The organism is Stenotrophomonas sp. STEN009, from assembly GCF_056760395.1.
In genome coordinates, this window is the sequence record NZ_JBRRES010000009.1 from 82,627 (window position 1) to 102,367 (window position 19,741).

The 19,741-nt window shown below is 68.6% G+C and carries 15 protein-coding genes and 3 tRNA genes; 7 read left to right on the top strand and 11 right to left on the bottom strand.

The features are described 5' to 3' along the window. Position 1 precedes the first annotated feature (1 nt). The 5 genes from ACVOMM_RS06440 to ACVOMM_RS06460 all read right to left on the bottom strand — a co-directional run bounded on the left by ACVOMM_RS06440 (position 2) and on the right by ACVOMM_RS06460 (position 6,556). A complete protein-coding gene (locus ACVOMM_RS06440; RefSeq protein WP_481526009.1) occupies positions 2 to 931 on the bottom strand; it encodes a DUF1684 domain-containing protein in 930 nt (309 codons plus the stop codon). Positions 932 to 942: 11 nt separating this feature from the next. Beyond that, a complete protein-coding gene (gene mutL, locus ACVOMM_RS06445; protein ID WP_481526010.1) occupies positions 943 to 2,838 on the bottom strand; it encodes a DNA mismatch repair endonuclease MutL in 1,896 nt (631 codons plus the stop codon). A 133-nt stretch (positions 2,839 to 2,971) separates the two neighbouring features. Further along, the gene (locus ACVOMM_RS06450; RefSeq protein ID WP_053520213.1) at positions 2,972 to 4,510 is read right to left on the bottom strand and encodes an N-acetylmuramoyl-L-alanine amidase; all 1,539 of its coding nucleotides are present in this window, start codon (positions 4,508 to 4,510) and stop codon (positions 2,972 to 2,974) included. Between the two features lie 82 nt (positions 4,511 to 4,592). Further along, on the bottom strand, positions 4,593 to 5,075 hold the full coding sequence (gene tsaE / locus ACVOMM_RS06455) for a tRNA (adenosine(37)-N6)-threonylcarbamoyltransferase complex ATPase subunit type 1 TsaE (protein ID WP_481526011.1): 483 nt from the start codon (positions 5,073 to 5,075) through the stop codon (positions 4,593 to 4,595). After that, entirely contained in the window at positions 5,072 to 6,556 is a 1,485-nt protein-coding gene (locus tag ACVOMM_RS06460; RefSeq protein WP_481526012.1) for an NAD(P)H-hydrate dehydratase, read from the bottom strand. The genes tsaE and ACVOMM_RS06460 overlap by 4 nt, the downstream gene beginning before the upstream one ends. 23 nt (positions 6,557 to 6,579) lie before the next feature. Between ACVOMM_RS06460 and queG the strand changes: the two genes are divergently transcribed. Further along, complete coding sequence (queG, locus tag ACVOMM_RS06465) at positions 6,580 to 7,656, top strand: tRNA epoxyqueuosine(34) reductase QueG (protein WP_197572260.1); 1,077 nt, start codon at positions 6,580 to 6,582, stop codon at positions 7,654 to 7,656. A 69-nt stretch (positions 7,657 to 7,725) separates the two neighbouring features. Continuing rightward, a complete protein-coding gene (gene xseA, locus ACVOMM_RS06470; RefSeq protein WP_053520217.1) occupies positions 7,726 to 9,066 on the top strand; it encodes an exodeoxyribonuclease VII large subunit in 1,341 nt (446 codons plus the stop codon). A gap of 34 nt (positions 9,067 to 9,100) precedes the next feature. On the opposite strand, the gene ACVOMM_RS06475 is transcribed toward xseA, so the two are convergent. Further along, a complete protein-coding gene (locus tag ACVOMM_RS06475; RefSeq protein WP_053520218.1) occupies positions 9,101 to 9,997 on the bottom strand; it encodes a M48 family metallopeptidase in 897 nt (298 codons plus the stop codon). A gap of 86 nt (positions 9,998 to 10,083) precedes the next feature. Beyond that, positions 10,084 to 11,967: an SUMF1/EgtB/PvdO family nonheme iron enzyme gene (locus tag ACVOMM_RS06480; protein WP_481526013.1), complete on the bottom strand. Its 1,884-nt coding sequence runs from the start codon at positions 11,965 to 11,967 to the stop codon at positions 10,084 to 10,086. Positions 11,968 to 12,051: 84 nt separating this feature from the next. Here ACVOMM_RS06480 and rnd point away from each other — a divergent pair, with 84 nt between their 5' ends. After that, complete coding sequence (rnd, locus tag ACVOMM_RS06485; RefSeq protein WP_053520336.1) at positions 12,052 to 13,131, top strand: ribonuclease D; 1,080 nt, start codon at positions 12,052 to 12,054, stop codon at positions 13,129 to 13,131. Positions 13,132 to 13,198: 67 nt separating this feature from the next. Here rnd and ACVOMM_RS06490 read toward each other — a convergent pair whose 3' ends face one another. Beyond that, entirely contained in the window at positions 13,199 to 15,493 is a 2,295-nt protein-coding gene (locus tag ACVOMM_RS06490; RefSeq protein WP_315974026.1) for a TonB-dependent receptor, read from the bottom strand. 254 nt (positions 15,494 to 15,747) lie between these two features. Between ACVOMM_RS06490 and ACVOMM_RS06495 the strand changes: the two genes are divergently transcribed. Continuing rightward, positions 15,748 to 15,823, top strand: a tRNA-Ala gene (locus tag ACVOMM_RS06495). A 188-nt stretch (positions 15,824 to 16,011) separates the two neighbouring features. Here ACVOMM_RS06495 and ACVOMM_RS06500 read toward each other — a convergent pair. Further along, on the bottom strand, positions 16,012 to 16,185 hold the full coding sequence (locus tag ACVOMM_RS06500) for a hypothetical protein (protein ID WP_164972374.1): 174 nt from the start codon (positions 16,183 to 16,185) through the stop codon (positions 16,012 to 16,014). A 109-nt stretch (positions 16,186 to 16,294) separates the two neighbouring features. Then, on the bottom strand, positions 16,295 to 17,056 hold the full coding sequence (locus ACVOMM_RS06505; RefSeq protein ID WP_253119466.1) for an SDR family oxidoreductase: 762 nt from the start codon (positions 17,054 to 17,056) through the stop codon (positions 16,295 to 16,297). Between the two features lie 132 nt (positions 17,057 to 17,188). Between ACVOMM_RS06505 and ACVOMM_RS06510 the strand changes: the two genes are divergently transcribed. Next, the gene (locus ACVOMM_RS06510; RefSeq protein WP_283220020.1) at positions 17,189 to 18,028 is read left to right on the top strand and encodes a bifunctional transcriptional activator/DNA repair enzyme AdaA; all 840 of its coding nucleotides are present in this window, start codon (positions 17,189 to 17,191) and stop codon (positions 18,026 to 18,028) included. Positions 18,029 to 18,117: 89 nt separating this feature from the next. On the opposite strand, the gene ACVOMM_RS06515 is transcribed toward ACVOMM_RS06510, so the two are convergent. Then, positions 18,118 to 19,143, bottom strand: coding sequence for an NADP-dependent oxidoreductase (locus ACVOMM_RS06515; RefSeq protein WP_481526014.1), 1,026 nt, complete (start codon positions 19,141 to 19,143; stop codon positions 18,118 to 18,120). 371 nt (positions 19,144 to 19,514) lie between these two features. Between ACVOMM_RS06515 and ACVOMM_RS06520 the strand changes: the two genes are divergently transcribed. Next, positions 19,515 to 19,590, top strand: a tRNA-Phe gene (locus tag ACVOMM_RS06520). A gap of 74 nt (positions 19,591 to 19,664) precedes the next feature. After that, positions 19,665 to 19,740: transfer RNA gene (locus ACVOMM_RS06525), tRNA-Phe, on the top strand. Position 19,741: the final 1 nt, after the last annotated feature.

Consider the following 19,741-nt stretch of genomic DNA (forward strand, 5'->3'; position numbering starts at 1 on the left):
GTCAGCCTTCTCCTTCAGGCAGGTGGTAGGCCTTTTCACCCGCGTCCACGCGAAGGTCCAGCCGGTTCTCCGGCGGCGCCAACGGGCAGGTCGCGTAGGGCGTGAACGCGCAGGGCGGGTTGTAGGCGTGGTTGAAATCGATGAGCACGCGGCCATCGGCGCCGGGGGTGCCGGTATCCAGATAGCGGCCAGCGGGATAGCTGCCGCGACCGCTGGTGCGGTCCGCGAAAATCAGGAACAGGGGCTCGCCGGGGGCACCGATTGCCTCCAGCCGCCAGGTCCGGCCATCACGCTCGAACTCGACCGCACCGGCATTGGGCATATCGGTGGTCAGTCCGGTGATGTCGACGATCGGCAAGGTCTTGCCCGGTGCGTGCGCAACGAAGCGCGCCTGCACCTGCCAGTCGGGACCTCCCGGCCAGTACTGCAGGCCGGCGAAATCCCGGCGTGCAGGCGCGTCGGCATGCTTGACCCTCAGCGCATCGCGCGGACCACGCCGGATCAGGCTGAGCTGGCCCTTGCCACCGTCGAAGGCAAGCAGGGTAGGCTGCGGATCCTTGTCGGTATCCATGCGGATGCGCCCCTTCACCGGCTGGCCATTGTGAGTGAGCTCCGCCCCGGCTTCCGGCGTGAACCACCATTGCCGGCCCTCGCGCCGCAGCAGGCCGAGCTTGTCCGGCCCCACTGCCAGGCGGATGCCATTGGTGGCACCGCTGCCAACGAAGTGCGAGCTGTTCTGCAGCCAGTGCAGACCGACCAGCGCCGTCCAGCCATCAGGCCGTGTCAGGTCCTGATAACGCGCCACGCGCCATTGCTGCTGCGCGGCGGCGTATGCCGGATCTTCCACCACCGCAGGCGCCGGCGGCGGCGCCGGGCTGCAGGCTGCCAGCAACAAGACAGCCAGAAGGCCGCCCATTCCCCGATACGCCATCGATGCTCCCCTCAACGTCCGCGCAGGAACCAGCGGTCGATCTCCGCCAGCGAAAAACGGGCCCAGGTCGGCCGGCCGTGGTTGCACTGGCCGGATCGCTCGGTGATCTCCATGTCGCGCAGCAGGGCGTTCATTTCCGGCACCGTCAGCCGGCGATTGGCACGCACAGCGCCATGGCAGGCCATGGTCGACAGCAGTTCATCGCGCGCGCTCGCTACGCGGCGGCTCTGGCCGTGCTCACGCAGGTCGGTCAGCACATCGCGCAGCAGCCCCTCCGGCTCGGCGTGGGCCAGCAGCGCGGGAATGCTGCGCACATGCAGCGAGCCCGGGCCGGCCCGCGTCACCTCGAAACCAAGCGAGGCCAGCGTCGCGGCCTCGCTCTCTGCGGTATCCGCTTCGCGTTCGCCCACCGCCAACGTGATCGGCACGAGCAACGGCTGCGACTGCAGGCCGATACCATCGTGCGCGTTCTTCAGCCGCTCGTAGCCGATGCGTTCGTGCGCCGCGTGCATGTCGACCACGATCAGGCCTTCGGCATTCTCGGCCAGGATGTAGATGCCGTGCAGCTGCGCGATCGCATACCCCAGGGGCGGCACGCCCGCGTCCGCACGGGTGTCCGGCAGGCCGTTTCCGCTCTGCATCGCAGGCTGCGCGGTGTCGCCTTCGCCTGCAGCAGGCGTGGCATAGAGCGCAGCGTAGGCGGCCGGCGCATCGGCAACCTGCAGGCCCAGCGGCTGCTGCGGGCGCCATCCCTGATATCCGCCACCGCCGCCCGCCCCCGAAGCAGGACCACGGACCAGACCGAATCCGGACGCGCCCACGGTCGATGCCGCCGCTGCTGCCCCGGCGTCCGCTGCCTGCCCGGCACCTGCACCGATCTCCTGCGCCGACACGCCGGCTCGGGTATCGGCCAGCGCGTCCTTCAGCGTGCGGTAGACGAAATCATGGACCAGCCGCGCATCACGGAAACGCACTTCGTGCTTGGCCGGATGCACGTTGACGTCAACGCGCGTGGGGTCGAGTTCCAGGAACAGCACGTAGGCCGGTTGCCGGCCATGGAACAGCAGATCGCCGTAGGCCATCTTCACCGCGTGGGCAACGCTGCGGTCGCGCACCGAACGGCCGTTGACGTACAGGTACTGCTGGTCGGTACTGGCCCGCGAATAATGCGGCTGCGCGATCCAGCCGTGCAGGCGCAGGCCCGCGCCGCTGTGGTCCACGCGCACCGCCTGCAGCGCGAAATCATCGCCCAGTGTCTCGGACAGGCGCGCGTCCGAATACAGGTCACCCGGCTTGTAGCGGCGTGATGCCTTGCCATTGTGCGAGACCCGCAGCTCGACGTCCGGCCGCGCCAGCGCCAGCGAGCGCAGCCATTCTTCGATGTGCCCCAGTTCGGTGCGCTCGGCGCGCAGGAACTTGCGTCGCGCGGGCACGTTGTAGAACAGCTCGCGCACTTCCACCGTGGTACCCGGTGCGTGCGCGCGCGGCGTGACCTCGCCGATCTTGCCGCCATCGATCTGCAGCGCGGAACCGTGCTCGTCATCTGCGCGGCGCGACGCCAGGGTGAAACGACTGACCGACGCGATCGATGGCAGCGCTTCGCCGCGGAACCCGAGCGTGGCCACCGACTCCAGATCGTCCAGGTTGGCGATCTTGCTGGTGGCGTGCCGCGAGACGGCCAATGGCAGCTGCTCCGCTGCGATGCCACTGCCGTTGTCGCGGATGCGGATCAGGCGCACGCCGCCTTCTTCCAGGTCGATGTCGACACGGCTGGCGCCCGCATCGATCGCATTCTCGACCAGCTCCTTGACCACCGACGCGGGGCGCTCGACCACCTCGCCGGCGGCGATCTGGTTGATCAGGATGTCCGGCAAAGGCCGGATCGGGCGCGGGCCGGGCGCGCTCATGGGGCAAGGTAGGCAGCAGACTTCATGCGTCGATGATAGCGGAGGTACCGCGTGGAGAGTCGAGCCGGGTCACCTGCGCGATGCCGATGATGCGCCACGCCCCAGGCATGGCCTGTCCAACAGAGGGTGCGGCCTACTTGCTGCCGCCGGCCATGGTGGCGGCCGCGTCGATCTCGGCCTGTGCGCGGGCCGCGTAGAGCGTCCCCGGCGGCGGCTGCCGGCTGAAGAACGTGTGCACGCCATCGAGCACCGCACCGGCGATCTTTCGCTGGTAGCCCGGGTCGATCAGGCGGCGCTCCTCGTCCGGATTGGAAATGAAGGCGGTTTCCACCAGCATCGCCGGCATGTCCGAGGTGCGCAGCACCGCGAAGTTGGCGCGCTCGATGTTTGGCTTGTGGTTGTTGCCGATCCGCTTCAGTCCACCCAGCACATGACCGGCCGCATCTTCGGACGCCTTCATGTAACCGCTCTGCGCCAGATCGAGCAGAACGTTGGCCAACGTGCCTTCGGTCTGCTGCAGGCGCACACCACCGACCAGATCGGCGGCGTTTTCCTTGTCCGCCAGCCAGCGCGCGCGCTGCGACGAGGCACCCTTGGTGGACAGCACGTACACCGATGAACCGGTCGCCGAGCGGTTCTCGGCGGCGTCCGCATGAATCGAGATGAAGATGTCAGCCTTGTTCGCGCGGGCCTTCTGTGCGCGCATCGGCAGCGGGATGAACACGTCGCTGTCGCGGGTCAGATAGGCTTTCAGGCCCGGCGTGGCATTGACCTGACGGGCCAGCTCACGCGCCACCGCCAGGGTCACGTCTTTCTCGCGCTTGCCGGTGGGCCCGATCGCGCCCGGATCCTGTCCGCCGTGGCCGGGATCGATCGCCACCACCAGGTGCCGCATGCCAGGCTGCATGCGGATGCGCGAAGCGTCGCTGGGCATCGCCGGACGCGGCGGTTCGGGCGGCGGCGATGCCGGTACCGGTGCCGGGGCTGGCGGATTGCTCACCACCGCAGCGGTGCGCTGGCCGGCCAGGATCGCCGCGGGCGACGATGCCGGCGGGGTGCTGCTGGCGCTGGTGCCCGCAGCGGCCACCTGCACGGGCGCGGTGGACGGCGCCGGCGTGGGCGCGGCCGGGGCGGCAGCCGTGGCACTGGCCTGCTGCTGCACCTGCGCGGTCAACAACGCGGTAGCGCGGGCGGCGTCGCTGCGCGTCTGCATGCTGGGTGCCGTCGTCTGCGTGGTCGTGGCAACCGGAGCCGGCGCCGCAGCGGCCACGCCCGGGCTGTCACCCGGCCATTCGATCACCAGCTTTGACGCCTCTCCTTCGCGCTGCATCTGCGGGCGGAACGGCGCCACGGATTCCGCAAGATCGAAAACAACACGGAAGGTGCCCGGAACCGGTTGTCCGGTGCGCACTGCCGTCACCACGCCCTGCGCAGCCGGCATCTTCAGGTTGCGCACGGCAGTGGAATCCGGGAAATCGACCACCAGCCGGTTCGGGTTGGCCAGTGACAGCGTCTTGTAGCCGCCACTGCCGACCAGCGAGATTTCCGCGCGGGTGCCGGTGGAGCCTGTATTCAGCTGTACCTGACGGACTTCACCCGCCCACGCACTGAGGCTCGCCAGACCCAGTCCGACGGCGGCACAGATGGCGATGAGACGGTTCCCCAGGCGCATGGCTCAGGATTCAATCACCGCGCTGAACGGAATGCAATACCTTTTTCCTTAATAATCCGTAACCTGCCGATCTTTGTTCTCGTCAGGCGACAGAAACAGGCCGCAAGTCTCCACCTTCGGCCAGCCGCTGCAGCCATTCCAGGCCAGCGTCGCTGAGCGCACTGAGACGCGCCCGGCGCCCCTGGCCCTCGATCTCCAGCGCCACGACCAGGTCCGTCGGCGGCAATGCGCCCGCCCCCCGTTCCGGCCACTCGACCAGCCACAGCACCGCACTGCCCTCGTCCAGGCCCAGGAAATCCAGTTCCCCGGCCTGGCCGATGCGGTACAGGTCCAGATGCCACGCCTCGCCACCACTGGCCAGCGGATAGCGCTCGACCAGGGTGTAGGTCGGGCTGCGGATCGCACCCTGCACGCCCAGCGCACGCAGCAGCGCACGCGCGGTGGTGGATTTGCCGGCGCCGAGGTCGCCGCGCAGCTCGATCAACGCCTGCGGCGGTCGCGTGGCCGCCAGCCACTGCCCGAGCCGTTCGGTGGCATCGCTGTCGGCAAGGAAGAATTCGGTCATGGGGAGCGTTCCGGATTGGCCAGCCGCCGCAGGGGCGCCAGCAGGTCGGTGGGAAGCAGACCACGCGCGCCGTCGATGGCAGCGGCGTCGCCGGCAAGCGCGTGCAGCAGGGCGCCGCCTGCTGCGGCATCGAATGCGTCCAATCCCTGCGCGCGCAGTCCAGCAATGACGCCGGTCAGCAGATCTCCCATGCCGCCGACCGCCATGCCCGGGTTGCCGGCCGCGATCAGCCGCGGCAGCCGCGCAGGTGCCGCGACTACACTGCCGGCACCCTTCAGCACCACCGTGGCGTGATAGCGCTCGGCCAGCGCCTGCGCGCTGCCGAAGCGATCGGCCTGTACCTCGGCGGTACTGCAGCCCAGCAGGCGTGCAGCCTCTCCCGGATGCGGCGTCAGGATGGCATCAGGCACCGCGTGCGGGTTCTGCGCCAGCAGATTCAGGGCATCGGCGTCGATCACCAGTGGACGCCCGCAGGCGAGCACGCTGGCATGCAGCGCACGCGCCCAGTCGTCCTGGCCAAGGCCCGGCCCGATCGCAACGACCCGTGCGCGGTCCAGCAGCGCAGGCAACGCCGCGCCATCTTCCAGCGCATGCGCCATCGCCTCGGGCAGGCGCGCAAGCATCGCCCCCACATGCTCACGACGGGTGCCGACACTGAGCAGTCCGGCACCGGCACGCAGTGCGGCCTCGGCCGCCATCACCGCTGCGCCACCACTGCCGTGGTTGCCGCCCACACACAGCACATGCCCGGACTCGCCCTTGTGGGTATTGGCCCGGCGCGGCGGCAGCAGCGCCCGCAGACGGTCGCCGACCCAACGCTCCGCGCTGGCCGCGATGCCTTCCCGCGCCGCCTCCGGCAGATCCAACGGCGCCAGCCGACGCTGGCCGACATGATCCAGCGCGTCGCCGGTGTACAGGCCCCGGTGGCAGACAATGAACTGCAGGGTGACCGCCGCGCGCACCGCAACGCCGGGCACGCCGCCCTGATCGGCATCGACACCGCTGGGTACATCCAGTGCCAGCACCGGCGCCGGAGAGGCGTTGAGTGCTTCGATCAGCGCCTGCGCCATGCCGGCCGGGGCCCGATCCAGGCCGAGACCGAACAGCGCATCCACGCCGACGTCGGCGACCGGCAGCTGGCCGTCGAATTCGATGCTGCTGCCGCCGGCGGCAGCGAATTCCGCCGCCGCCTGCTGCGCCAGCGGCGTGGCGGGCAGCCTGCCCGGCAGGGTGATCACCTGCACCTGGCGGCCCGCCTGCAGCGCATGGGTCGCCAGTACGTAGCCATCGCCGCCGTTGTTACCGGCGCCAGCCACCACATACAGACTGCGGGCATCCGGCCATTGCTGCAGCAGGCACTGCCAGCCCGCCAGGCCAGCCTGCGCCATCAGGCTCCAGCCACCATCACCGGCAAGCGCCGACGCGCGGGCGTCCAGCGCGCGCGCAGCAGCGGTGTCGAACAGAAGAGAGAGATCGGGCATGCCGGGATTTTATACTGGTGCACATGTCCTCCGTCCCCGCCCCTGCCCCAGCCGACCCGGTCCAGGCCGTGCAGCGCATCCGCGAACTGGCCCGTGCACACGGTTTCCAGCGCTGCGGCATTGCCGGCATCGAGCTGGGCGAGGACGAGGCACACCTGGCCGACTGGCTGGGCCAGGGCCTGTACGGGACCATGGACTGGATGGCACGCCACGGCACGCTGCGCGCACGCCCGGCCGAACTGCTGCCGGGCACGGTGCGGGTCATTTCCGTGGGCATGGACTACAGCCACCGCGACGATACCGAAGCCTGGGCGACCCTGGCCGATCCCGGCCGCGCCTACGTAGCGCGCTACGCGCTGGGGCGCGACTACCACAAGCTGATGCGCAACCGCCTGCAGAAGCTCGCTGCGCGGATCAACGATGAAGTCGCGCCACTGGGCTACCGCGTTTTCGTCGATTCGGCACCGGTGCTGGAACGGGCCCTGGCCCGCAACGCCGGGCTCGGCTGGATCGGCAAGCACACCTGCCTGATCGATCGCCAGGGGGGCTCATGGTTCTTCATCGGCGAGATCTACATCGACCTGCCGTTGCCGGTCGACGCGCCCGCCACTGCGCACTGCGGCACCTGCACGCGCTGCATCGACATCTGCCCCACGCGCGCCATCACCGGCCCGCAGCGGCTGGATGCGCGCCGCTGCATTTCCTATCTGACCATCGAGCATGACGGCGCGATCCCCGAGGACATGCGGCCACTGATCGGCAATCGCATCTACGGCTGCGACGACTGCCAGCTGGTCTGCCCGTGGAACAAGTTTGCCAAGCGCACCGATGAAGCCGATTTCCGCGCACGCAACAACCTGGACACCGCGCGCCTGGATCAGCTGTTCGCCTGGGACGAGGCGGAATTCCTGCGCCGCACCGAAGGCAGCCCGATCCGTCGCAGCGGCCATGAGCGCTGGCTGCGCAACATCGCCGTGGCACTGGGCAACGCGCCGACAGCACCGCAGACCCTGGCCGCACTGCAGACCCGCATCGATGATTCCTCGCCGCTGGTGCGCGAGCACGTGCAGTGGGCACTGGCACAGCACCGCACGACCTGAGCCGGGCGTGCCCGGCGCGCGCCAACGTGCGATCCTGAGTGCCCGCTCCACCCGCAGCGCGCCGCACCCATGCAGCCACGCAACAACGACATTCTCACTCCCAGCCAGCTCAACACGCTGGCACGCGACCTGCTGGAAGGCAGCTTCCCGGCGATCTGGGTCGAAGCCGAACTGGGCAGCGTGGCCCGCCCTGCGTCCGGGCACCTGTACTTCACCCTGAAGGACGCACGGGCACAGCTGCGTGCGGCGATGTTCCGGATGAAGGCGCAGTACCTGAAGTTCGTACCGCGCGAGGGCATGCGCGTGCTGGTGCGTGGCCGGGTGACCCTGTACGACGCACGCGGCGAGTACCAGATGGTGCTCGACCACATGGAGGAAGCCGGTGAAGGCGCGCTGCGGCGGGCGTTCGAGGAGCTGAAGGCGCGCTTGGACGCCGAAGGCCTGTTCGATCCTGCACGCAAGCGGGCGCTGCCCGCGCATGTGCGGCGGCTGGCGGTGATCACCTCGCCGACCGGCGCCGCCGTGCGCGATGTGCTGAGCGTACTGGGCCGTCGTTTCCCGCTGCTGGAGGTGGACCTGCTGCCGACCCTGGTGCAGGGCTCCAGCGCCGCCGCGCAGATCACCCGCCTGCTGCAGGCAGCCGATGCCAGTGGTCGCTACGACGTGATCCTGCTGACCCGCGGCGGCGGTTCACTGGAAGATCTATGGGCGTTCAACGACGAAGCGCTGGCGCGCGCGATCGCCGCCAGCGATACGCCGGTCGTGTCGGCCGTCGGCCACGAGACCGACTTCAGCCTGAGTGATTTTGCCGCCGACCTGCGCGCGCCGACACCGTCGGTGGCGGCCGAGCTGCTGGTCCCCGACCAGCGTGACCTGGCCCTGCGCCTGCGCCGCAATGCCGCGCGGCTGGCACAGCTGCAGCGCCACGCGGTAGGACAGGCCATGCAGCGCGCCGACCGTGCGCTGTTGCGATTGAATGCGCAGAGTCCGCAGGCCCGGCTGGACCTGTTGCGGCGCCGTCAGCTGGAGCTGGGCCGGCGGCTGCACGCGGCGTTCAACCAGCAGCAGGAGCGCCGTGCCGCGCGCCTGCGCCATGCTGCCGCGGTGCTGCGTGGCCATCATCCGCAGCGCCAGCTGGACGCGATGCAGCGTCGCCTGTCGGCCCTGCGCGGACGCCCCCATGCAGCGATGCAGCGGCTGCTGCAACGCGATGCGCTGCGCCTGCGCGGCCTGGCCCGGTCCCTGGAAGCGGTCAGTCCATTGGCCACGGTGGCACGCGGTTACAGCATCGTGACCCGTGCCGATGATGGTGCACTGGTACGACAGGTTGAACAGGTCCAGCCCGGCGACGCACTGCAGGCACGCGTGGGCGACGGCGTCATCGACGTGCAGGTCACCTCGGTCAGGTAAGCGGGGGCCAAGGCGCAGCCCGGCGTGCGCCTTCCTACCTGGCCGCCTCGCAGAACTGCTTCCGGTACTCCAGCGCCTTCGGCATCAGGGCCTGCAGATTCTGGATCCGGGTTCCCGGGTTGGGATGGGTGGAGGCAAACTCCGGCGGCGACTGACCACCACTGGCCTGGCCCATCCGCTGCCACAGCGGCACCGCTTCGCGCGGATCGAAACAGGCAGCCGCAGCCAGCATCAGCCCCACCTCATCGGCCTGGGTCTCGTGGCTGCGTGCGTAGGGCAGCAGATAGCCATAACCCATCGCCGACATCACCATCTGCTGCTGCTGCGCATCCATGCCACTGGCAGCCCCTGCCATCTGCCCGATCTGGGTCAGCTTCTGCTGTGCCATGCGCTGCGCTCCATGGCGCAGCAGCGCATGGGCGATCTCATGCCCCATCACCACCGCCATCGCATCCTTGGTCCGCGCCACCGGCACCAGACCGGTATAGACCGCCATCTTCCCGCCCGGCAGGCAGAAGGCGTTGGCCTGCTCGGAGGGGATCACGTTCACCTCCCACTGGAAGCTGCGCGCGAAATGGGCCGGCTCCACGCCATGCTCCCGCGCCAATGCGGTCTCCACCACATCGACCTTGGCGATCAACCGCTCGGCAATCGCACGCACGTCACGCGAGATCTGCGCGTTCGGGTCCAGTGGCCGCTCCTGCGCCAGGATCTGCTGGTAGGCCTGCAGGCCCAGCGCGGTTTCCTGCTGGGCATCCAGGCTGCTGTCGATCATGACCTTCTCGCCGGTATAGGGATCGACCGTCCGGTTCGAAAACCAGTAAAAGGCCGCGTAACCCGCCGCCAGCAGCAGTACCCACCAGCGGATGTTGCCGAACAGGCCACGCCGCTGCGGGCCCTGCGGCGAGCGGGAAAATGGGTCGTTGCGCATGCGGTGGTCTTCCGGCTGGCCCCGCCGGCCGGCGGGCACGGCGCAATCTTAGTGTGCCGGAGCCCGCGCCGGGTGAAGCCGGCCGCTCAGATGCCGCGTACCAGGCGGAACCCGATGCGGGCGTTGGTGGTGTCCGAGTCCTGCGACTGCCGCCAGGCCGCCCGGGTCTGCTCGGGAGAGTTCGCCCAGTTGCCTCCGCGGATCACCCGCGCCCGGCAACCCGGGTTGAACCAGGCCACGCCGTCGGAGGGCGCACGCCGGTAGCTGGAATGCCAGCAGTCGGCCACCCATTCGCTGAGATTGCCGGCCATGTCGTGCAGGCCGAACGCGTTGGCCCGGAAGTTCGCCACCGGCGCCGGGCCCCACCAGCCATCGCCATAGCCGATGAACGCGTTGTGCCAATGCCGGCCAGACGGCGAGACATCCTTGCTGCCGGTGAAGTTGCCGCTGCCCGGCGGGGGCGTGCCTGTATCCCCCCAGGGATAACGGCCGCTGCTGCCGGCGCGCAGCGCATACTCGAACTCGGCCTCGCTGGGCAGCCGGTAGCTGTAGCCGGTCTGCTCGGACAGCCACGCGGCATAGTTTTCCGCGTCGCGCACGCTCACATGCATCACAGGCGCATTGCCCAGCGCGCGCGCGCCGTCGTAATCCGAGCGCCAGTCGACACCGCTGCGGCGGATGAAGTTGCCGCTGCGCTCGTCATAGACCACCGAATGACCGCGACGGGTCGCGCGTGGGCGGGCATTGGTGGCTTTGACGTAGCGCTCGAAATCGCTGACGGTCACCTCGGTGATGGCCATCGCGAAACCGCGGTCAAACCGCACGTAATGCGAAGGGCGCTCGGCATCGGTGGCGCCGGGCTCGGCATCCCCTGCGCCCATCTGGAAGCCGCCATGCGGCACCACCACCATCTGCGGGCCACGCCCGCCATCGCGCATCGCGTCGCTGAACACCTGGCCGGGACGGAAACTGCCGTAATGGGTTGCCAGATCGATGCGCTCGCGCAGCTGCGCCACGACCGCGTCGCCGGGCAGCGCGATGCGCAGTGCTTCGGCCAGCTTCTCGCGTGCAGGTTTCAGGCCCTGCGGCGTCGCCAGGTCGCGCAGGCCCTCGTCGCGCAGCTGCGCCAGGGTGTTGGCCCGGATCTGCTCGATGCGCTCGAAGGCGTCGGCAATGGTCGGCGAGGAATCACGGACCTTGCTGGCTTCGGCCAGCCAGGTGCCGGCACTGGCGAAGTCACGGCGGCGGGCGGCCTCCTCGGCACGCCGGATCAGGCCGCTCTCCGCCGCAGCAAGGCCCTGGCGTGCGCGGCGGTTGCCCTCGTCAAGCGCCAACGCCTCACGGAAACTGCCGATCGCGCCGTCACCGTCCTCGCCGATCCGGTCCGCGCGCAGGTCCTCCTCGCCGGCCCGGTTGTAGGCCACCACGCGTTGCGCGATCTCCACCCGCGCCTGCAGGGCACGCACCTTTTCATCGTCAGGGGCCAGGGTCAGCAACACCAGCGCCTGGCGTCCCGCTTCGGCCAGCGCCTCGCGCTGCTGCAGCGGCCGCACCAGCAAGGCATCGGTCTGCTGCAGCAGGCGCTGGCGGGCACGCTGCAGGCCAGCACGGGCCTGGCGGTCGTCAGGCACCTCCTCCTGCACCGCCAGCCACAGCGGGATGGCGGCATCGCCATCCTCGTACAGCCGATCCTGGGCAAACGCCTGCTCGGCGGCCCTGCGCAGCTGCGCCAGGCTGCGCCCCTCCCGATCGACACGGGGCGGCGTCCACTGCTGCACGTCTTCGGCGGCATCCTGACCGGCGATGGTCACGCTGCCCTGCACCGCCGGCCGATCCTCCGGCGTCGGCGGCGATGCCGCCTGGCCGGAACCCTCGCCGGCCTTGCCTGCCGGTGTCGGCGGTGACGGGGTGCAGGCGACCAGAGCCAGGGCCAGGCTGGCGCACAGCGCGGACGACAGCGGAAAACGCAAGCAGAGCCTCCTTCGGCACGGACGCGGACCGACGTTAGGCTATTCTCCCCTGCCTGAGCAAACCCGAGTAGCAGGCCCTGACCCGTGGCAATCTGGATCACCACCCCCGCCGAGCTGGATGCGTACTACCAGCAGCGTCCCACCCGCATCGGTCTGGACACCGAATTCATCCGTGAACGCACCTTCTGGCCGCAACTGGCGCTGGTGCAGATGGCGGTCGGCGAGGACATCCTGCTGATCGATCCGCTGATTCCCGGCATGCCCGAAGCACTGGCCCCCTGGCTGACCGATACGTCGATCATCAAGGTGATGCACAGCGCCAGCGAGGATCTGGTGGCCTTCAAATGGACCTGCGGCGTGCTGCCACGACCGCTGTTCGATACCCAGATCGGCGCGGCGCTGGCCGGCATCGGTGCCGGCATGGGCTACCAGAAGCTGGTGCAGGAGATCACCGGCGTGACCCTGGCCAAGGGCGAGACCCGCTCGGACTGGATGCGCCGCCCGCTCTCCGAGTCGCAGCTGCAGTATGCCGCCGATGACGTCGAGCACCTGTTCGCGCTGCATGACGCGATCGACGCGAGACTGCAGGCGATGGGACGCCAGCAGTGGCTGCACGACGACGCTGAACGCCTGTTGGCCAGCGTCGCCAACGATGAGGACCGCTGGCCGCACCTGTCCATGCGCTCGGCCCAGTTCCTCGATGCCGAGGCACAGCGACGCCTGCTGCGCCTGCTGCGCTGGCGCGATGTGCAGGCACGCCAGAGCGACCGGCCGCGCAGCTGGATCCTGGACAACGAACTTGCCGCCCTGCTGGCGCGCTCGCCACCGGCCGATGTCGACGCGCTCGCCAAGCTGTTCGAGCCGTTCCCGAAGGCGCCGCGCAAGCTGACAGCCGCCGTGTGGCAGGCCCTGGACACTCCGCTGGCCGACGAGCAGGACGCGCCGCTGGCAACCCAGCCCACCGACAGCAGCAAGAAGACGCTGAAGAAAATGCAGGACGCCGTGGCCGAATGCAGCCGTGAACTGGGCCTGGCGGACGGCGTACTGGCCTCGCGCAAGCACCTGGAAAGCTACCTCGAGCACCGCCAGTGGCCGTCGGCGCTGGCCGGATGGCGCCAGCAGGCGCTGGAATCGCGCCTGCAGCCATTGTTGCCGGTGCGCTGACAACGCGCTGCAGCAACGGGAAGGGGCGGCCAGGATCACCGGGCCGCCCCTTCCCGCAACCGTTCGATTACCAGTTCATGTTCAGCGACACGCCCACGGTACGCGGCTCGTTGTACACCGCGGCCATGTAGTTCTCGATCACGCCCTTGAGATTCTTCTCGTTGGTGATGTTGCGTGCGAACAGCGCGACTTCATAGGCACCGTAGTTGCCGGAGTAACCGATCTTCAGGCCGCCCTCGAAGTCCCCCTTGGAGTTGAACTCCTTGCTGTCATACAGCACGAAGCTGGTATAGCCCTGCTTGTTCCAGTCGGTGGACACGAACATCGTGGCCGCGTCGCTGACCGGGAAATCGTAGCGTGCGGCCAGGTTGACGTTGTACTTCGGTGCGTTCGGCAACGGGTTGCCGTCGATCTGCGCGAAGGTGTTCGCACCCACCTTGATGGTCGGATCATCCACCGTGCACACCACCTGGCCATTCAGGCCGCAGACCTGCGCGTACACGCGCTTGTCCTTGATTTCGCTGTGCAGCAGGCTGACACCGGCGCTCAGGGTCAGGTTGGGAACCGGACGCAGTTCCATGTCTGCTTCGAAACCATACGCCTTGGCCTTGTCTGCGTTGAACAGCACGCCGTTGCCGTCCGAATCGTTGCCGTTGAGCTGGATGTCGTTGACGGTATAGGTGAACGCGGTGGCGTTCAGGCGCAGGCGGTTGTCCCACAGGCTGCTCTTCACGCCGGCCTCCCAGGACAGGATGGTCTCCGAGTCGGCGGTGGTGAAGTCGGCATTGAACACCGCCGAACGGCCCTGGATGGTGGGCCCGCGGAAACCGCGCGCCACCTTCGCATAGACGCTGACGTCCGGCGTGATCTGGTACATCGCACTCAGGTCCCAGCTGGGCGTGGTATCGGACATCCTGACGTCGGTGCGGCCCTTGTAGGTCACCACACCGGCAGCGGTGTCGGCGGTCTTCAGCAGCCGGGTGTGCTTCTCGTCGCGGGTCTGGCGCAGGCCGGCGGTCACCGTGAACCTGTCGGTGAAGGCGTAGCTGAGCTGGCCGAAACCGGCCCAGGAGGTGTTCTTGTTGCGCAGGCGTACCCAGTTGTTCGGATTGCGCGCAGCGCCCTGCAGGAACCAGGCACGCTGGTAGAAGTCGGTGGTGTCGCTGCCGTTGAAATAGAACGCGCCGGCCTGCCACTGCAACGCGCTGTCGTCATGGCTGGCCAGACGGAATTCCTGGGTCCACTGGTCCAGGTCGCGGATCCGGCCCATCGACTGGCCGTAGCCATTGGGCACGCCGTTGACCGGGTAGTTCACCGCAGCACCGCCATCGGTATCGCCACGGCTGTAACCGGAGGTGGTTTCATACGCGGTGATCGAAGTGAAGTCGATCGCGCCGAAGTCGTAGCGCGCCTTCACCGAGCCACCGTAGGTCTTGTAGGCCTGCGGGTTGTTGTCGGCTTCGTCGTAGGCGACCTGGTCGCGCGGCACGTCGGTGCGGTTGGAACCCTTGGTCAGCGCACCGCGCAGGAACAGGGTCGAGGTGCCTTCGTAATCGCGCGCGTGTGCCGAGGCAAGGATCGAGAACTGCTCGCTCGGCGTCAGCAGCAGTTGGGCGCGGACGTTGCGGTCATCGAAACCGCCCATGGCGTTCTTCTTCGGGCTGACGGTGCCATCCGCACTCGGGCCGCTGTAGGTGTTGTCGACATAGTCGTCGCGATGCTGGTACAGGGCCGACACGCGGAACGAGGCGATATCGTTGATCGGACCGCCAAAGCCGCCATCGATCGACACGCTGTTGTAACTGGCGTAGCTGGCGCTGACGCGGCCGGTGTAGTCCTGCGTCGGCTTGAGCGTGTCGAACTTGACGATGCCGGCCGTGGTGTTGCGGCCGAACAGCGAACCCTGCGGGCCGCGCAGCACTTCCACCTGGTCCACGTCGTAGACCGGATTGGACTTGAGCACCACGTGCTCCAGCACCACGTCATCCTGGATGATCGACACCGGCTGGGAAGCACCCAGATAGAAATCGATGTTGCCCAGCCCGCGGATGTAGAAGCGCGGGAAGATGCGACCGGTGGTGGTTTCCGCATACAGGCTCGGCACGCGGCCGGACAGCGCCAGCAGGGTGTCGTCGCCGCCGGCGGTGAAGTCGCGCATGCGCTCGCCCTGCACGACGCCCACCGACACCGGCACCTCCTGCAGGTTCTGCTCACGGTGTTCGGCGGTCACGGTGATGGTATCCAGCCCGGTGGGGGTCGGCGCACTGTCCTGCGCCGCGGCGCCGAAGCTGCCGACCAGCGCCAGGCCTGCGCAGGCCAGCGCGAGCGGATGGCGACGGAAGGAAACGAGGGAAGACGACATGCCCGACAGACGGCGGGAATCGGTATGGGAAGGCATCGAAAGCTCTGAGGAGACGTCCGGGCGGCCTGCGCGGGCCGGGCGGCGAGAAAGGGAACTGCTGCGCAGACTGGGGATTATCCTCCAAATTGTTACGATTTCGTTTCGCGCAACGGAATCGCACGAAAGCCGGCGGACTCGGCACAGTCGCCTATGGCCACGGCCGGGCGCGTCGCTTGGCAAGGCCGACCGCCAGCGATACAATGACAGCGCACTACGGGGCCATAGCTCAGCTGGGAGAGCGCGTCGTTCGCAATGACGAGGTCAGGAGTTCGATCCTCCTTGGCTCCACCATCCACATGCCCACCAGGGCATGAAAAAGGCCGGAACTCCTGACACCCAGGGTCCGGCCTTTTTCGTTGCACGCCCCGGGCTACCGGGCCGATGAGACGCGCGACCTGCGCATGACCGAGCCCGGTGGCGACAAACCCAGCATCGGGCAGCCGCTGGCCCGAGCCGAGGGCGCTTGCAGCAATGACGCGTCAGGCGGGCTCCTGCCCACCATCCTTGCGCCGTGGACTGCGCGAGTGGGTGTCACGTACCTGCTGGTCGCGCTGTCCCGGACGCTGCTTGGCGACGTCGTCCTGCTTCCGGTCCTGGCGGCTTTCCTGCACCCCCTGGCGTGGATCGGGCGTGTCCTTTTCGTGTCTGCTCATGCGTGGCTCCGCCGCCGGCGGAGGCCGGCGCTGGTGCCACGCTAGAGGTCGCCGGGTAACGGACGGGTCAGTCCGGCGCGAACGCCATGTGCAGCCGCCGGCCGTCCCCTCAGGTGCGATTGATGGATATCCCGCCGTCCACGCGCATCGCACTACCGGTCACGAAGCTGCCTTCATCGCTGGCCAGGAACAGCGCAGCGTTGGCGATCTCTTCCGGCCCGGCCAAGCGCTTGAGCGCATGCAGCGACCGCACGAAGTCCAGCGCATCCTCGTCTGGCGCAGCCTGCCGGCCCATCTCGGTGTCGGTGCCGCCGGGCAGCAGCACGTTGCAACGCACGCCCCGTGCGCCGTACTCCGCGGCGATCACCTGGCTCAGGCCGATCAGCCCGGCCTTGCTCGAGGCGTAGGCGGCCATGCCGGGCAAGCCGACGGTATGGCCGACGATGGTGCCGACGAACACCAGCGAGCCGCCGCCCCGCGCCAGCAGGGCTGGCAACTGCGCACGCGCGGCGTGGAAGGCTGCATCGAGGTTGGTGGCCATCACCTGCCTCCAGGCGTCCACCGGAAACTCCGCAGCGGGCACGCCCGGCCCCAGCATCCCGGCATTGTTGATCGCGATGTCCAGGCCTCCGAAGGCCCGCTTCGCCAGGTCGACCAGCACCTGTGCAGTGTCCGGCCCGGCGACATCGGCGGCATGCACCACCGCCTCGCCGCCGGCAGCACGGATTTGATCGGCCAGCGCCTGCAACGGCTCCGGCTGCCGCGCGTTGAGCACCAGCCTTGCGCCCTCGGCGGCGAAACGCAGCGCGCAGGCGCGGCCGATGCCGGCGCTGGCACCGGTGATGAGGGCGATCTTGTCGTGCAGGCGCATGTTCGGGGTCCAGGCAGTGAAGTGGACCCTACGATGTCGCGCCCCTGCCCCGTTGACACTCCGTTTCCGGGCCCTGCCGGCGCGTGCAGGAAACGGAGTTTCCGCCAGCGGGGCACGTGCCAGAATCGACGCATGGACACTGCCATCGCAACCACCGATGCCCGCGTCGAACGCGTCTGCCGCCACCTGCAGGCCCGTCTCGACGAACCCTCGCTGCAGGAGCTTGCCGAACTGGCGGGCTGCAGCCCCACCCGGCTGCATCGCCTGTTCAAGCAGGCCACCGGATTGACCCCGAAGCAGTATGCGGCGGCCCTGCGTGCCGATCGGCTGCGCACAGGACTGCAACAGCAGGCGCGCATCACCGATGCCTTCCACGACGCCGGCTTCGGCTCCAGCGGCCGCTTCTACGAGAACGCGCCGCGCCTGCTGGGAATGACGCCCCGGCAATGGCGCAGCGGTGGACGCGGTGAGGTGATCCATTTCGCCATCGCCGAAAGCTCGCTGGGCAGCGTACTGGTGGCCAGCAGCAGCATCGGCGTGGTGGCGATCCTGCTCGGCGACGATCCGGAAGCGCTGCTGCAGTCGTTGCAGCAACGCTTCCGCCAGGCGGAGCTGGTCGGCGCTGACAGTGGCTACGAGCAGCTGGTGGCGCAGGTGGTCGGCCTGGTCGAGGATCCGGCACGTGGCGCGACACTGCCACTGGACATCCGCGGCACCGCCTTCCAGCAGCGCGTCTGGCAGGCGCTGCAGCAGATTCCCCAAGGGCAGACCGCATCGTATGCCGACATTGCCGCGCGCATCGGCGCACCGCGCTCCAGCCGCGCGGTCGCGCGTGCCTGCGCCAGCAATCCACTGGCGGTGGCAGTGCCATGCCATCGCGTGGTGCGCCGCGATGGCGATCTGTCCGGCTATGCCTGGGGTGTGGCCCGCAAGCGCGAACTGCTGCGCCGGGAGAAAGCCGCCAACGGCTGATGCCGCCGCATCAGGACCGGTGGATGCCGACCGTGGCCGGCTCGCGCCGTGGCAGCGCCGGGCCATGCCCGGCGGACACCGGCGAGAGCTCAGTCCAGCTTCACCACCAGCTTGCCGAAGTTGCGCCCCTGCAGCAGCCCGAAGAAGGCATCCGGTGCGCTCTGCAGCCCTTCGACCACGTCCTCGCGGTACTGGATGCGCCCTTCCCGCAGCCAGTGCGCCATCTCGCGCTCGAACTGCGGCCACAGGTGGTTGAAGTCGTGCACGATGAAGCCGCGCACCGTCAGCCGCTGCCGCAGGATCTGGCTGAACAATGCCGGCAGGCGATCGGGCCCGGGATGCTCGACGCCGCGCGCGTTGTAGGTGGCGATGGTGCCGCAGACCGGAATGCGGGCGAAATCGTTGAGCAGTGGCAGCACCGCGTCGAGTACGTGGCCGCCGACATTCTCGAAGTAGACGTCGATGCCGTCCGGCACGGCGGCGCGCAGCTGCGCGGCGAAATCAGCCGCGCGATGGTCCAGCGCCACATCCACGCCAAGCGATTGCAGGTAGGCACGCTTGCCATCGCCACCGGCAATGGCGACCACGCGGGCGCCCTGCAGTTTGGCCAGCTGGGCGACGGTTGCCCCCACCGGCCCGGTCGCAGCGGCGACCACCAGCGTCTCGCCCGACTGCAGCCGGGCGATTTCATGCAGGCTGGAATACGCGGTGAATCCCGGCATGCCATACACGCCGAGTGCCGTGCTCAGCGGCAGGCCCGCCGGGTCCAGCCGACGCCCCAGCACCTGCGCATCCAGCACCGCATGGGTCTGCCATCCACCCGGCGCCAGGAACAACTCGCCCACCGCGATTCCCGCCGCATTCGACTGCAGCACTTCGGCGACGGTCTGCCCTTCCATCACCGCACCCACGGCAACGGGAGGCGCATAGGAAGGTCCCTCGTCCATGCGCCCGCGCATATACGGATCCAGCGACAGATAGCGGTTGCGCAGCAGCACCTGTCCTGCGGCGGGCGCCGGCAGCGGCGACTGCTCCAGGCGGAAATTGGCAGCGATCGGCGCACCCTGCGGCCGCGAGGCGAGGACGATGCGGGTGGTGGTCGGTTGATCAGCCATGGGATGGACTCTGCTGCGGACAGCATTGGACAGGAGGGGCGACAATACGCCGCGACGATCGGCGCGTGCGGCGGCGAAAACAGCGTTCCATCGCCTGCCTGATGCAACCGCGGCCGCATGCCTTGCCCCTGCGTGTTTGCCGATGCGGGCGGCCCGCTGATTTCCGCTGCAGGCGACGATCCTCGCCGCCGCCGCGACCACCCGCCTCGTCCGCCATCGACCTGCGCCGCCACCTCGGCACGACGCAGGATCAACCACTTGCGCCCGCGCAGACGGCAATGTGAAGGTTTTTTTCCAAAATGCTTGCCGAAGACAGCCGACCTCCGTAATATGCGCGTCCTTGGCAGCGACGTCGCTGCAACGAAACACGTGGCCGAGTAGCTCAGTTGGTAGAGCAGGGGATTGAAAATCCCCGTGTCGGCGGTTCGATTCCGTCCTCGGCCACCACGTTCGAAGGCCTGCAGAAATGCAGGTCTTTTTTTTCCGGCCACCGCTGTCGATCGCGGTCTGCCGCACAATCTGGCCGAGTAGCTCAGTTGGTAGAGCAGGGGATTGAAAATCCCCGTGTCGGCGGTTCGATTCCGTCCTCGGCCACCAT